Origin of the sequence: Pseudomonas sp. R84 (assembly GCF_009834515.1) — a bacterium.
Classification (GTDB): Bacteria; Pseudomonadota; Gammaproteobacteria; order Pseudomonadales; family Pseudomonadaceae; genus Aquipseudomonas.
In genome coordinates, this window is record NZ_CP019426.1 from 6,346,868 (window position 1) to 6,359,664 (window position 12,797).

Sequence of the window (12,797 nt, forward strand, 5' to 3'; positions counted from 1 at the left end):
CACCTTTTTAGGATGAAAGGGAATCATGCATTGCCTACTGCTCGGAAATGGCATTAATCGCGCGGCACTGCAAAAGGATTGGACGCAAATCCTTCGCGAACTTTCTCGGCAATTCAACGCAGAAGACCTGACACTCCACCTTGATAAAAAACCGCTATCCATGTTTATCGAGGAGCTGTGCGCGCGATCGGAAGGGGTATTTGCCAGCACCGAGCATTCCGTCAAAGTCGCGTTCGCCGGATTACTGGAACAGATATCTCCAATCCCGGCTCACGAGCGAATATGCAGCCTTTTCAACGTCATCATGACGACCAACTACGACTTCACGATTGAGGAGGCGCTGGCGGGTCCACTGTATCAATCAACTTTCCTGGCTCCCGAATCCAAGTACAGCTTGTTTCGCCGCCATACAGCGGCAGGTGTAGACATCTGGCATGTCCATGGTGACGTGGCCAGGCCGAGTTCCATGGTACTTGGGTTCGACCACTACGCCGGCACACTTCAAAAGATCCGTAACTACGTAACCGATGGGATAGACGTCAAAAAAGCTCGTTTCAAAGTGTCCTCACCGGTGAAAAATGGAATTCTGGATTTCACCACTCACCGCACTATCTACTCGTGGGTGGATTACTTCCTTAGAGACCACATCCACATTGTCGGCCTCGGCATGGACTTTACCGAGATTGATCTGTGGTGGCTGTTATTGCACAAGAGGCGCCGGCGCCATCAAACAGGCAGGGTGTTTTTCTACCACCTGTCCGCAGGCAACCACCCATCCGAGACACCTGTGACCTCACTGCTTCGCTCACTCAATGTCGAAATCGTCCCGATTACCGAATCTACATGGACAGCGTGCTATCTGCGGACGGCAGAAGAAATCGAGAAGCGAATAGCGAGCTATCCAACCCATTTCCCCATCCCGGAACGAGAGAGTTTCAAATCACAAGCGCTGAGGGACTCACACAGACCTCCGCCAGACACCATTGCAAGACAGCGCAAAATCAGATTCCCGAAACCCGGAAAATCATCTCCGCAGTGAAGAACGCGGACACCACTTAGTTGATGTCCACCTCATACCAGTGGACGCAGTGAACTCCAGTTGTACGTCCTTTCTTTCGCCGAGGATGATCAAACACGACGCGAGGCCGCTTCTGCATCGCGCAGAAAAGCGCAGCGCCGATTGCCATAGGCTTGGTGCCAAATGGGGAAACGGTCAGCCGGTTACATTCACTACTGCCGGACAGCGCGGCATGAGCCTTTTCGAGTAACTCGTAGGCTGCTTTGGGGTTGTTCGCCCCGCAGAATTTAACGCCGACTTCAGACGTTTCTAGCAAACGACTATTGGCCATCAGCGCCTCCAAGTCCCAGGAAGCCTGGAAAGGCGGAATTCCAAAAACGATCGTAACCTTGCGAATGAACTGGCCGTCGTCCGCATTTAGCACGCGGGTGAGTCGCCCACCCTCGAAGCCAAGGAAGGCGACTAAGTGAACACTGTCTTTATTGCCAAGCATGCCCACGAACGGCGGGATGGAATGCTGCACAAAACCGCTGCTCAGATCGAATGCCATTCCATTCACTGCAGAGTCTTCATGGCTACGTCGCACGTACTCTACAGGCTCAACATAAAGAAAGCCGATTCTTGGGTTTTTCTGACAAAAGGAGTAGGCGTAGATCAACAGCGCGATTTCTGAGAAATCGAGCGTGGTTGCATCAATCACGATGGAGCCGGCGGCAAAATCTCGGGATAGATCCTCAAGCTCACCGCCGTTCGCCCGGTACTTCTTGTCGCCCACCTCCAGACAGAATGACTCAGGGTGGTAGCACACACGAAAGCTTTTCTCACCCAAACGAGTTGTACGCTCGACCGAATAGGCACTCCTGTCGTCCAGGTCATCAGCACCGGTGAACGCTATATCCATCAGCGGGAGCTGCGTTAGCTCTTGTTCGGTGATCAAGTCTTGTCTAATAAATCGCACGATGACCTCAGAACAAAGAGCCGGTTTTTTTAGCGGTTTCTTCATCATCTTGCGAATCCACTAGCTGTCGCACAAGCGAATCGAACTGGCTATCGGTGTGGGTAAGCATGATGTCCAACTGAGAGGCGGTGAGCGTAATCTTCCGCCGCTTCCGGTAGCTGATTCTGAAATGCGGTGCGTAGATCGGGTTGAGCACCAACTCGTATTGGGTTACGTCATATTCCGCCTTGTCCTTCGTGCCTTTCGATTCCGCCAATACCGACCAGATTTTGGCTTCTCGTAGGATCACTTGGGCGGCATCAGACAACTGAGCCGTGTCCGCACGGTTGATTGAAAAATGGTTGATCTCTGGCTCGCTCTGACTACGACGCTTGTTGTATTTTTCGAAGAGCCCGCCCAAGCGCCTTGCGAAGTCGAGCAACCGGTCGCCATGCGGGCCTAATTGAACAACGTCTTCAAACATGGCATCTGAAACATGGACTGCTGCGGCTGCTTGAGTATTCAGGTCGATACACAGCGCCCCATCGATCTCGTCAGCCGAACGGCGCTGGTACGCTTGCAACAGAGCGTTGTGACAGAGCTCTTGAAAGAACCGCAAATTGGGAGCTGCGATCTTGCAGAATCGAGAAAAGCCGGCGTAGAGGATGTTGGGACGCCTAGTCAGTCCTGCATAAAGGTGAAACAGACACCCATAAAGGTTGTTATCAACCCAACCACCGGTTTTGTAGAATGCATCATTCTTGGATCTGCCCTTATCGACCACTTCCTGAAAAAGCCTCACAGCTTCCTTGCCCGACTGGCTTTTTCGATTAAGGATTGCACCCAGCACAACGCTCGCCTCCGGAACGCTTTCACTTATCAACTCTTCAGCATTGAAAACACCGTCCAGCCCCTGAAACTCCAGGCCCTTCTTAATCATTTCCACTACGCGCCGACGTAGCGCAGGATCCTCCAGCGCAACTCGGGCGATTTCCGGCGCTCGCATTTCCGGAAAGATCTGTTTCGTGCACGCAACAACATCCTGCCGATATGACGGCGTACTTCGGTATGGTAAATGAGCGACGTCATGTAGCAGTTCTGGCTTGAAAGCAGGACAAGGAACAGTGACGTCAGCTTGGCGCAGGCGGAACAGAAACAGCTCGGCCGCCATTACCTCAAAGTCATTGTCGTTCACCAACAACCCTTCGATATCGATGGTGCGAATGTCGTGCACCTCAACAATTCGCTCCTCCCCGCTGGTCTTGAAATCGGTGACCGCCTCACGCTTGTGCGCGATATGCACCGCCAGCCTAGGGCTTGGATGCTTGATTGCATCGCAAACGATCTCGCGATGCCTCGGGAGCAAGTTTTCGAATTCGTCAATGAACACCCTGAAGGCAACCGACTTTAGCCGAGGAGCGTGTTTCGCCAGATCATCGGCCAGTGCAGTAATGATGGTCGTGAAGTGCACGAACATTGGGGTATCACAACGCCCCGGGTTGCGTACCCACAAATCGAGCTCCGCCAGCCGTTCATCCACCACTGCAGCCAATGACTCGACGGTTGGCTCTGTTAGCTGCAACAACTTCACCAACTTGGGGCCAAGCTTGATGTCGCTCAGAGACAGAGGGCCGCCAGCCAAATTATCGGCGTTGTTGATGTTTACAAGCGCCTGGGAAACCTCTGCAAGCAAACACAGCGTCAGGTAGTGAGAAAACGCCACGCCATCCTGTTGATTTCCCAACCATTCCGGCGTGATCAATGAGCAAAAGCCCGTATCGGGTCGAAAGTAGAGGCCAATGTGGGAAAACTCATCATCGGCGATCTGTGGCCTGTGAGAGCTGAAGGTCGAACCATGGCAAAAATATCGTAGGAACATGGTCTTACCACATCCACGACCACCCAATACGCGCACAGACTTGCTGTCCTTGAAGATGCTGATTTGCTGAAAAAATGGCGGAACAATGAATTCCTGGGAAACGTCCGGCGGCAAATTGTCCGCGCGGTTTTTCAGAAAAGCGTCTGCAATAGCTGGCATCGACGTTATCTCATCAGCAGGTTGGCCCAGTCATCTGAGCTGGCCCAGAGAACCGAAAGTGAGTTGTTGGGTGTTGAGTCTTCAAACCCCAGCAGCAAATCCAATCCGTGCCTGGTGGTTTTAGGAATACCGCGCTTGGTGGCGAGTCGGTCATAAAATCCCCGCGTATCCAAAACCGTATTGACTCCGTCGACGGCCCAGACACCTGGCGTCTGCGCGGACTCACAGAAGAACTGGTGCCGCTCGTTGAGGGTTTCGATGGGAAGAACGGTGAGCCAGGGGCAACTTTTGCCAAGCTTGTCCAAGCCATCCTGAAATGCGACCAAAGGGCAGTAAACGATCTGCAAGCCCGACTTCTCGGCCAGCGCATGCGTCTTGGCAAAGGTTTCGAATTGCTTACCAGTGCCCAGCATGTCGTCAAGGAAAACAATGCACTTCACATGCTCGGGGAGTTCATTCAGTGCATCTGGTCTTATCGTGACACTCTTGGGAATCTTCGCCCGGCGCTTGTAATGGCGGATCACCACAACACCGCTTTTGCCCGTGTCGTTCTGCTTGCTGCCGTCTACACCAACGAACCGAATGAAGTGCGAAGGATCATCTTGGCGAATGGAACTCAAAAAGCTGTCGATATCGTCGTAGGGATATAGCCCTTTCTGACGCAAGTACGTTGGCAGCATGCAGTTGAGCAGCTGGTCGATAGAGCTATCGATCATGTTTTTGGATCTGAAAATGAGCCTGCCCAGCACGCAGGCGGCAAAATAGCGCTCTTCCTCGGTTTTGAAGTTTGCCAGCCAGCAGTCCAGAGTTTCCTCATCGATTCCTGTGATGATTCTCTTTTTGAGAAGCATCCGAAACCGCTGCTGCACCTCCGAGAATAGCGAGGAGTTTTTTTCGGGAACATGAAAGCTCATGAAGCAGTCCTTGCTATTGCCCGCAGGAGCGCAGCTCCATCATCAATGATGACGACGAACGCACTGGCCATTTGACAGCTACCTCAGCGAGGTTTGCATATATGGCGCGCACGATGCAACTGCGCACTCATCATCTTCGCATGGAATTACACCAGACGCAGACGGGCGCTAATGCCACTAGCCCAACGGCCGCCTACAGCTTCGGACGGGCTCGCGGCCTGTCGGCATCAGTTGCACCAGGACGAACAGATAAGCAGCTTCACGGTACTTTTTTTGCCGAAGCACCATTCACCGGAATGGCCACCGAAGTGCTACGGCGAGCAAAGCAAGCAATCGTGATATCCGCGCGCTTTTTCACCAAAAACTCCATTCACAAGCGACTCATTGCGTTGCTCCGATGATGTGCCTGACTCTCCCACCGAGCTGGCTTTTAGAGCTGTTCGGCCATTTGATCAACAGCGTCAAGGAGCTGCTCCAGCGCTTCGCAGCCCTCGTCCCGGCGCATGAGGAATCCCACAATGTCTTTTGCATCGAACCGAAATGGCTCGGTAATCAAGACAGTTCTGAAGAACGTATTCGCCAAGACTATTCCGCCTTGATTTAGCGCTTGCTCTACTTCCTCCCCATTCAGCTTATCGAAGAAAGTCGACAGTACAGCCGTCGCTAGCGGCCTCATGTCGATGGATGAATAGGACGATTCCCAATGCCAGCGCCCTTTGGAGGGACAGAACGTAGGGCTATCGTCGTCAAGCATGTAGTTCCAATAGCTGCTCTCCCACATCCACTGGGGCGGTAGCAGCAGATCAGGGCCAGAACGCTCGCGATAAACCGTAACTTCATGATTGCGACCGTTCCCCCAAACGACCACTTCACTGTTCTGAAGGTATTTGAGTGCGCGCTGCTGCAGTTTGTGCGCGGCCAACCTAGCGTTGATTTCTCTTTGTATCTGCGCCGGTTTTACTCCCTCTGCAACACCCAGCACCGCCATTCCAATATCGAGATTGAGCTCTTGCAAAGGCTGCAGGTTTAGGTAAAGGCGTCCAACGAGAGGTTCGGGCAGCTCATCAACACAACCAGATTCAAGAATGAGCGGGACGATGCGAACGCCTGGTTCGGAGGAAATTTCCTTCAACATTTCCAGCTCACGGTAAAGGCCCAATCCCTTTTTCTGGGCAGACTTCACGTAATCGTGATCACACAAGCACAGAATCAAGATTGGGCGTTTCGACAACTCCTGGGCTATCACCCCATCTATCGATTCCCCGTAGTGAATGCTGTCCCGATCCCAAAAAACGTCGTTATTCCAGTTGATCCTATCGACGATGCGCTGGCGCACCCATTCTTTATTTTCTAAACCGCCACCCCATGCATACGAGATGAAAATCGAACCGCGTTTTTCCGCTTCAGTCATTTTTTACCCTTCAGCTCTGTGAACCGCGCCATCCCATATGCCGCTGAAATGAATCTTTTAATGCCAGAAAATGGACACTGGGTGGAAGTGAGAGAAATAAGAATCATCTGGCTGGACAGATCTCTGCCAAAGTTTGCATTGCTCGCTCAGTCGGTCAATTCTGATCGATCCCAAGCGAGTTCTGGAAACACAGCTATGCATACCCTGAGTTCTCGGACTCGCTAAGGAAGGTCTTGGCACGCCTCTGGCAATCCTTGGAAGCTGGCGACTTGGCTCTGCGAGTCCTCAAGTCGATCGCGCTCCGACTTCTCTTATGCTGGGCAGTCAGGCTTTGACCAACGGTTACGTTACGCTTTGAGAGAAGGCGCAGAATGCGTTCATAGCACTGTCGACTCGCAAGAGGTTGCTGATGAACCTTACTCAACTGGCTGCGCTCATTGATGGGCAACACACGCCACAAGGCGGCTGTCATTTGTCTGCCCACGAGGCTGCAATCACCGCACAAGAAAAGTTTTCATCGCAACCATTTTGTCTGGTGAGCCAATGGACGATTCTAGATCTTGAGGTGGATATTGAGCAGCTCAATGCGCTGCACTTACGCGGCCTAGAGCCGGTGGTTGTCTATGCTCTGTGCGTTGTTCTGGATAGCCGTGGACGTTACCAGCGAGGAGATTGGGTACGCACCTCCTTTCAAACCCGCTATGAAGCACCAGGTTTCTTCCTGACCAAGAACACCGTGTACGTGCTGCTCGGCGATGGAAAGCGACAGCTGATCACCGTTGAAGATCTCCACGCGCTCATAGGGAAGTGACCATCAACACATGTAGGCATCGCACTTGCACATTGGAGGTTGCCGATGATGGATAACACTGAGAAATGGACAGCAAGCTGCCTGGATCCCCAGGATGGCAGCGGCGATCTGATCATCAATCTGCCAAATAAGTTGTTGCAGCAGATGGCTTTGGAGATCGGAGACCGGTTGAAAATTGAGGTCGTAGAAGGCTCAATCGTACTGACAAGTATTGGTGATTCAGCTCCTAGCCAAGTGATTAGCCCACGAGGTGCTCGCGAAGTCGGCTTTCTCTCCTACCGCAGTTGCCTGGAATACCTGCTCCACATTCCTGTAGATGCCACGGATCAACAGATTCACGAAACCATCGAATCGGGATTCACAGCAAACGATGCTGAAGCTCTCCTAGAGCTCCGCATTCTCAACGTGGATGTGCAAACCAGGCTGTCCTGTGGCCAAGGCTTGAGCATCAGCGAGAACGACTATCTCTTTAAGGTTGCTCACGTGATCTCGCTCGCTGAAGTTTTTTTTGGGGATCTGGAGAAAGCCAAGCGCTGGCTATCCAAACCAAAATCGCAGTTTTCAGGCACCCCCCCTTTTGAAATGCTTTCAACCACTCCCGGAACGCGTCGAGTAGAAGAGTTGCTCGCTCAGGGCACGGAGGGTATGACTCTTTGAGCTCATGGCTCCTGTGGCGATAGCAACGTCGTAGCCTTCCTAAACTGGCGGAGATACCATAACGCCACCATCCAGATTTGCGTTTTGGTCGACCATCTTCTTCAGCGGCCAAGTGCATGAACAAGGAAGTCATATGTCGCCGATTCCTCGTTGTGCGCGCTGCGACATTACATTGGTGTGAGACAGGAAAGATTGATGGAAAATAAAAAACTAATTTGGGCCATCGCGTTCGTCCAAGTCATGATATTTTCGGGCGTTGCGCAGGCCCAACAGCCGGCGGTAATGACTCAAAGATCCCAAAGTGAGCCTTATGAAGTGGCCCAAGGCACCTTTCTCAACCTCACTTTGGAGCGTGTCGATCCGGACTATGTATCGGCGATGCTTTACGAGAATGTCTATGACGACTACGAGAACGTGGCCATTCCCAGAGGCAGCCGGCTGTTCGGGCGTCAAATCAATAAGGTCAATGACTCGCACGACGTGTACTTCACCCAGCTGCAGCTCAGCAGTACCGGACAGACGATCACTCTCGACCCACCTCTGCAAGCCACCTCACCGCTGGGCTCAGCGGGAATTACTAACTTCAAACCCAACGCAGTAGCCGGAACCATCTGGCGAAAAGACCAGGTCATGCCGCATTAAAAACTCAGTGCTCCACAGGTGCTAAATACCCCTATTGATCGCGATGAAGGGGTCAACCAGCGACGAGGTTGAGCCCCTGCATATTCGGAGTTGCGAATTGTTTCAACGAATTAAGCGAGTCCCGCCCCGCAACAATCTATGCACGACTAATGACGGCGAAGCTATCAAGCACATCCACAACGGCACGGTGGTGGTTTGGTCTTACGAGCGCATCAGAAAAAACTTCAATGCCGAAAGCATTCCGTACGTAGACGTCATCTTTCGGTTTCTAGATCGCAATGGTGAGCCCGCAGGCGTTACAGAGGCACGAATCGGCGTTAGTCGTCTGGGAAGCTTTCGTTTGGGGACGATTTGGCAAGGAGGAAAATGCATTGCTGAAACCGACCTGGGCGAAGACCTTGTGTTTTCCGTAGATTTCACCGCCGGCACCTGGTCTTACATCAGTATCCAGGGCAATCACCAACCCGTCCCATATTTCAAGATCGACTATACGCTTCGAAGCCAGCCGACGGACAAGGTTCTGACCGAGTTTCTCAGCTTCCCCTTATCGAACGACAAAAACCTGCTGGTTCCCTGCATCGAATTTTTGTACCGCTGTTATGGCAGCACCTCCGACATGGCCAGGATACTGACAACGTACCCATGGCCAAAGGTGCTTGATCTTCTCTACGCCGACACCACGAAAGATCCCCACACTTGGCTTGTGCAGCCAAAGCCCGATGTTCCCAACGACGATGGGTTATTTCTGGCATACGTTCTGTACGACGAATACGCAGCAAATGCTGCAAAACGAATTTACGCAGAGCTGGACCATGCACACGGCAAGCGCATGAAAGAGACGAGCCTGCGAGTCAAACCCTGGTTCCAAGGCCCCGCGAAACTGAAAGTGCGTGGTCGCTGGATCAACAACGGCAATACATTTCTTTGCTACGAAATCACCGGCATGAGTCAGCCGCAGGATCATCCCTACGAGATAAGACGGGTCAAATACTCCAAGGAAGACACCGAGCAGGATGAAAACCTGATCGACACGATCAGGGTCAAGGTTGACGCATCAAAGCCAATAGATCCTTTTGCGATCACCGACCTTCTTGAGCCGGATCAAGGATCTGCTCGCTGGTCAAAGCCAGACCCGGTGTTTCAAATCCTAGGTCAAGAATGCCCCAACACCGTATCATTTGAAGAGCGTTCGCTAGTTAAGAAAAACGTCACCCTGATCCCGTCGCAAGCAGCCAAAATGCTCTCCACTGGAGACCCACAGGGTTACAACAAAGACGTCAGCAAAATCACTGCGGTCGCGAAGCGCGTGCTGGGGGATGGAGGTGCAGTCCAAGAGGTATGGGACGAGCTTCAAGGCTTGAAAGAGCGAAACAGTTTATCAAGCGTGGCTTGGCTGTCAGAGCGCCAAGGCTTCGTAGAGAGTGCGGATTTTAGATTGCTGGCACTCGCGCCCTTTGCCCAATCCGAAGCCCCTAAAGATATAAATCGAACTTGGCTGGCGTACAGAGAAAATGTCATCCGCCGACGTGGCATATTGGTCGTACGCGCCGTGGTTGGTCGCCGCTCCTTCTATCTATTTGAATTGCAGCGCAAGAAGGTTCGAAAAGGAACCGTGTACGGAGAGGAAAAGATTTCAGGGCTACTGGTAGAAATCAATGATGAGGCCGAAGCCTTGGTCGAGATCTCAAGAATCTGCTCCGAAATCCGATTTACCAACGGTAACTTTCGAGCCTTGAAAACACGCTCTAAGCATCGGAGTAATATCTTCCGCCACCACCCGGACGTCGGTACAACGTTATTTTACGCCTTCTACCACTTGGGCGTTATTTTCCGATGATCCACGACATCATTACGTATGAGCATCGTCAGCTGACCGCTGTACGGTCTCGCACGCAAAGGCGGGAGCCGACGTTGGGCCTGGTACCCAATAGACTTTTGCGTTGAGCACCACGTTGAAGCCAGCCACGTCCTGCATGGTCATCGCCTCGTAATTCAGCGTCTTCTTGTTCACGTTTTTAACTTTGTGCAAAAGCATTAGGGCGGTCTTGATCCAGGTACGTTCGAAGGCCTCCCCTTCGCCACCAGCGAAGTACAGGCCGTAAAGTTTCGCTTCCAACTTCTGGTTTTTCGCCCGCGCTACCGCGCGCGCGCTCAGCTCTGTCCTCAAACTAAGGTTATGGGTGCGGTTCAGGTAACCAATAAAGCCCTGAGCAGCCGCACGCTGTCCCGGCGTCTGAGTGAGGTAGGCCGTGACCGTCTTCTGCGTGGGCAGCGTATCGAACAGCTGGGAAGCCGATACCAACAAATTTTTTGCGGCGCGCAGGGAGAGCCGAATAGAACCTATCGACGTGTCCCCATCAGCGTGCTTAGTCCGCAGGTATGCCCAGTACCCCAGTAACGCATCAAGGCCGACACCCGCGGGCGTCGAGTCGAACATTTCTCGAATCCTGCGCTTTTCAGAATGTTCTTTGCGCAGTTGTTCATCGGCCGCGACGCCATACCGAGTATTGAGCCATAGCATCGGGGTCTGCATCCGGCGAAGTCCTTCGGCGCTGAAGTGCTCCAGCAAGCAAGCGTACGAAGGCAGCCCAACGGGATGTCCGTCCAGAAAGCTGAAAAAAGGCACGTAGTGTTTGAGCTTCAGCGCAGCTTTGTGAGCGCCCATCTCGTTTTTTAGCCACTGACAGAACTCATCGAAACGCTGACGCGTGCTGGCATTGTCGAAAGTCTCAACATGGATGCGCGCGCGCCGATCAAAGCTCTTTCCCCAAGCACAATTTTCACATTCGTTCCTACGTCCCGCCGGCATCATCTGAGCGCAAGTTGCACACCGAACCTTGCCCTTCGCAGCGCACAACTTACACCGCTTCCGACCATCATCGCCCTCGACCAAGAAACGGTGATGGCGACAATCCGGGCATGTTGCCGCGCCTTCTCTTGCGCATTGAGGACAGCAGCGCACATCCGGATCGATCGCCAGAACGCGGGTTAGTTTCGTCGACAGTTTGCCGCACCGCTCGCACGGTTCAGGCTCGGAAAAGTGATGAGCACAACTGGTACATGCCGGGCCGTAAAGCGTCATCAGTCCAACCGGCTTCCCGGTCTTATTGCACCGCACACAGGGGGCTTTCGACTCGCAGCGGATGCACCTGGCATCCTTTTCAAATATAGGCAGCCGGCCAAAATTTCCGCAGCCCGAACACAACCTGCGTTTGAACAGTCGGGCATAGCAGGTGTTGCAGAATCGCCGCCCTTTGTGGAGACGGTGAATCTTCGTAGCGATGCACTGGCACTCATCGCATTGCAGCGGCAATTCTGGGGGCGTCATCGTTGAAACTTCCTGAGCAATCGTTGCCATCTCATCAACACGCTTTTCACAGAGCGCGGATTGTCGATTGGAGACAGGCTGTTTTTGCGGCATCGCCTGCTTTTCAGCACTGCGGCAAGCCCGACAAGTGAAGACGGTAACTTTCCCGAACGCGGGAGCAGCAGCGATGGCCGAATTTGTTCACGTTCAGCCACTTCCATCAATCGCTCGGGATTGATTTCCAGCATGCTCCAAACGTTAGCAAGAAGGCTTGCGCGGTCTAAAGGAGATAAGTACTCGAACGGCAATCCTATAGGCGGTGGCCTAAGCTCGCCCAGGTTGACACCGAGCTCACGAAAAAACGTCTCCGTGCAGGGGCTAGGTGCACGCGCTGCGGTGCGCAATATACCAATCATCCAGCGCGATAGAGCAAGCCATTCAGCCAGCGGCAAATGGTGCCCCCCATAGCTCACCGCTGGCCGGGAAAACAGCCCATCGGTTGCATGCTGAAAACGCAGAACTTTGTCCGGTGCCGGCACAGTTGCGGCGAAGCACAGCTCATATCCGCACCGATGACACCGGCCTAACGTTTCTACAGGAGGTGTAAGCAGTTGGGGACACAGCGGTGCCTGGCAGCTTTGACAGCGATCCAGCAGGATCGCCTGGTGAATCGGACACGCGCTGTGCCAAGACAGGCGATCCTGTATCAAGTAATGAGGGAGGTGTTCTCTGAAGCATGTGGGGCAGTATTGTAGGCCGCCGCATCGGCGTCGATTTCGACATCCTAAACAGAGAAACCAAGGGGCTATCCCCCTTGGAAAATTCGTACTCCCCGTCATCATCTGATGCAGCGGTTGCAGAGTGGCCGCATGAAGCGCAGCCGCTGGAATACCCGAAAGTCGATTTAAATGCAGCGTCTGTTCAATCGATAACTCCCTGTCCGGATCGCCGCACCAGAACCTCAGCCTTGGCCAGACCTCACCGGTGAGCGTCGTTGCATCGCATCCCTGTGCCAAAGCACATCGCATCAACCAGGACGAGATGACCTCGTCTGGCAGAAGA

Annotated in this window: 12 protein-coding genes; 6 read left to right on the forward strand and 6 right to left on the reverse strand. The window is 53.1% G+C overall.

The window, feature by feature from the left end; all coding sequences use genetic code 11:
- Window positions 1-25: 25 nt before the first annotated feature.
- Window positions 26-1,039 (forward strand): SIR2 family protein, encoded by a 1,014-nt coding sequence (locus PspR84_RS28270; RefSeq protein WP_160059887.1) that lies wholly within the window; start codon window positions 26-28, stop codon window positions 1,037-1,039.
- Between the two features lie 16 nt (window positions 1,040-1,055).
- On the opposite strand, the gene PspR84_RS28275 is transcribed toward PspR84_RS28270, so the two are convergent.
- Genes PspR84_RS28275 through PspR84_RS28285 form a run of 3 tightly spaced genes read right to left on the reverse strand, consistent with a single transcriptional unit; the run spans window position 1,056 to window position 4,907 of the window.
- Window positions 1,056-2,024: a hypothetical protein gene (locus tag PspR84_RS28275; protein ID WP_160059888.1), complete on the reverse strand. Its 969-nt coding sequence runs from the start codon at window positions 2,022-2,024 to the stop codon at window positions 1,056-1,058.
- Complete coding sequence (locus PspR84_RS28280; protein ID WP_160059889.1) at window positions 1,984-3,993, reverse strand: hypothetical protein; 2,010 nt, start codon at window positions 3,991-3,993, stop codon at window positions 1,984-1,986. Before PspR84_RS28280 ends, PspR84_RS28275 begins: the two co-directional genes overlap by 41 nt.
- A 5-nt stretch (window positions 3,994-3,998) precedes the next feature.
- Window positions 3,999-4,907 (reverse strand): hypothetical protein, encoded by a 909-nt coding sequence (locus PspR84_RS28285; RefSeq protein ID WP_160059890.1) that lies wholly within the window; start codon window positions 4,905-4,907, stop codon window positions 3,999-4,001.
- Between the two features lie 113 nt (window positions 4,908-5,020).
- Between PspR84_RS28285 and PspR84_RS28290 the strand changes: the two genes are divergently transcribed.
- Complete coding sequence (locus tag PspR84_RS28290) at window positions 5,021-5,308, forward strand: hypothetical protein (protein WP_160059891.1); 288 nt, start codon at window positions 5,021-5,023, stop codon at window positions 5,306-5,308.
- A 29-nt stretch (window positions 5,309-5,337) separates the two neighbouring features.
- On the opposite strand, the gene PspR84_RS28295 is transcribed toward PspR84_RS28290, so the two are convergent.
- Window positions 5,338-6,318, reverse strand: coding sequence for a toll/interleukin-1 receptor domain-containing protein (locus tag PspR84_RS28295; RefSeq protein ID WP_160059892.1), 981 nt, complete (start codon window positions 6,316-6,318; stop codon window positions 5,338-5,340).
- Between the two features lie 409 nt (window positions 6,319-6,727).
- Here PspR84_RS28295 and PspR84_RS28300 point away from each other — a divergent pair, with 409 nt between their 5' ends.
- The 4 genes from PspR84_RS28300 to PspR84_RS28315 all read left to right on the forward strand — a co-directional run bounded on the left by PspR84_RS28300 (window position 6,728) and on the right by PspR84_RS28315 (window position 10,265).
- The gene (locus PspR84_RS28300; protein ID WP_160059893.1) at window positions 6,728-7,129 is read left to right on the forward strand and encodes a hypothetical protein; all 402 of its coding nucleotides are present in this window, start codon (window positions 6,728-6,730) and stop codon (window positions 7,127-7,129) included.
- 45 nt (window positions 7,130-7,174) lie between these two features.
- Window positions 7,175-7,786, forward strand: coding sequence for an antitoxin Xre/MbcA/ParS toxin-binding domain-containing protein (locus tag PspR84_RS28305; RefSeq protein ID WP_238785177.1), 612 nt, complete (start codon window positions 7,175-7,177; stop codon window positions 7,784-7,786).
- Between the two features lie 195 nt (window positions 7,787-7,981).
- Window positions 7,982-8,428, forward strand: coding sequence for a hypothetical protein (locus tag PspR84_RS28310; RefSeq protein WP_160059894.1), 447 nt, complete (start codon window positions 7,982-7,984; stop codon window positions 8,426-8,428).
- 97 nt (window positions 8,429-8,525) lie between these two features.
- Window positions 8,526-10,265 (forward strand): hypothetical protein, encoded by a 1,740-nt coding sequence (locus tag PspR84_RS28315; protein ID WP_160059895.1) that lies wholly within the window; start codon window positions 8,526-8,528, stop codon window positions 10,263-10,265.
- A 12-nt stretch (window positions 10,266-10,277) separates the two neighbouring features.
- On the opposite strand, the gene PspR84_RS28320 is transcribed toward PspR84_RS28315, so the two are convergent.
- Together PspR84_RS28320 and PspR84_RS29750 are read right to left on the reverse strand one after the other, a co-directional pair.
- Window positions 10,278-11,510 carry a hypothetical protein gene (locus tag PspR84_RS28320; RefSeq protein WP_238785178.1) on the reverse strand — a complete coding sequence of 411 codons (1,233 nt, stop codon included), beginning with the start codon at window positions 11,508-11,510 and terminating at the stop codon, window positions 10,278-10,280.
- Between the two features lie 242 nt (window positions 11,511-11,752).
- Window positions 11,753-11,983 carry a hypothetical protein gene (locus PspR84_RS29750; protein ID WP_238785179.1) on the reverse strand — a complete coding sequence of 77 codons (231 nt, stop codon included), beginning with the start codon at window positions 11,981-11,983 and terminating at the stop codon, window positions 11,753-11,755.
- Between the last annotated feature and the right edge of the window lie 814 nt (window positions 11,984-12,797).

Coding starts and splice junctions, on each gene's coding strand:
- PspR84_RS28270 (WP_160059887.1), top strand. CDS start 26: ATGCATTGCCTACTGCTCGGAAATGGCATTAATCGCGCGGCACTGCAA.
- PspR84_RS28275 (WP_160059888.1), bottom strand. CDS start 2,024: ATGATGAAGAAACCGCTAAAAAAACCGGCTCTTTGTTCTGAGGTCATC.
- PspR84_RS28280 (WP_160059889.1), bottom strand. CDS start 3,993: ATGCCAGCTATTGCAGACGCTTTTCTGAAAAACCGCGCGGACAATTTG.
- PspR84_RS28285 (WP_160059890.1), bottom strand. CDS start 4,907: ATGAGCTTTCATGTTCCCGAAAAAAACTCCTCGCTATTCTCGGAGGTG.
- PspR84_RS28290 (WP_160059891.1), top strand. CDS start 5,021: ATGCAACTGCGCACTCATCATCTTCGCATGGAATTACACCAGACGCAG.
- PspR84_RS28295 (WP_160059892.1), bottom strand. CDS start 6,318: ATGACTGAAGCGGAAAAACGCGGTTCGATTTTCATCTCGTATGCATGG.
- PspR84_RS28300 (WP_160059893.1), top strand. CDS start 6,728: ATGAACCTTACTCAACTGGCTGCGCTCATTGATGGGCAACACACGCCA.
- PspR84_RS28305 (WP_238785177.1), top strand. CDS start 7,175: ATGATGGATAACACTGAGAAATGGACAGCAAGCTGCCTGGATCCCCAG.
- PspR84_RS28310 (WP_160059894.1), top strand. CDS start 7,982: ATGGAAAATAAAAAACTAATTTGGGCCATCGCGTTCGTCCAAGTCATG.
- PspR84_RS28320 (WP_238785178.1), bottom strand. CDS start 11,510: ATGACGCTTTACGGCCCGGCATGTACCAGTTGTGCTCATCACTTTTCC.
- PspR84_RS29750 (WP_238785179.1), bottom strand. CDS start 11,983: ATGCTGGAAATCAATCCCGAGCGATTGATGGAAGTGGCTGAACGTGAA.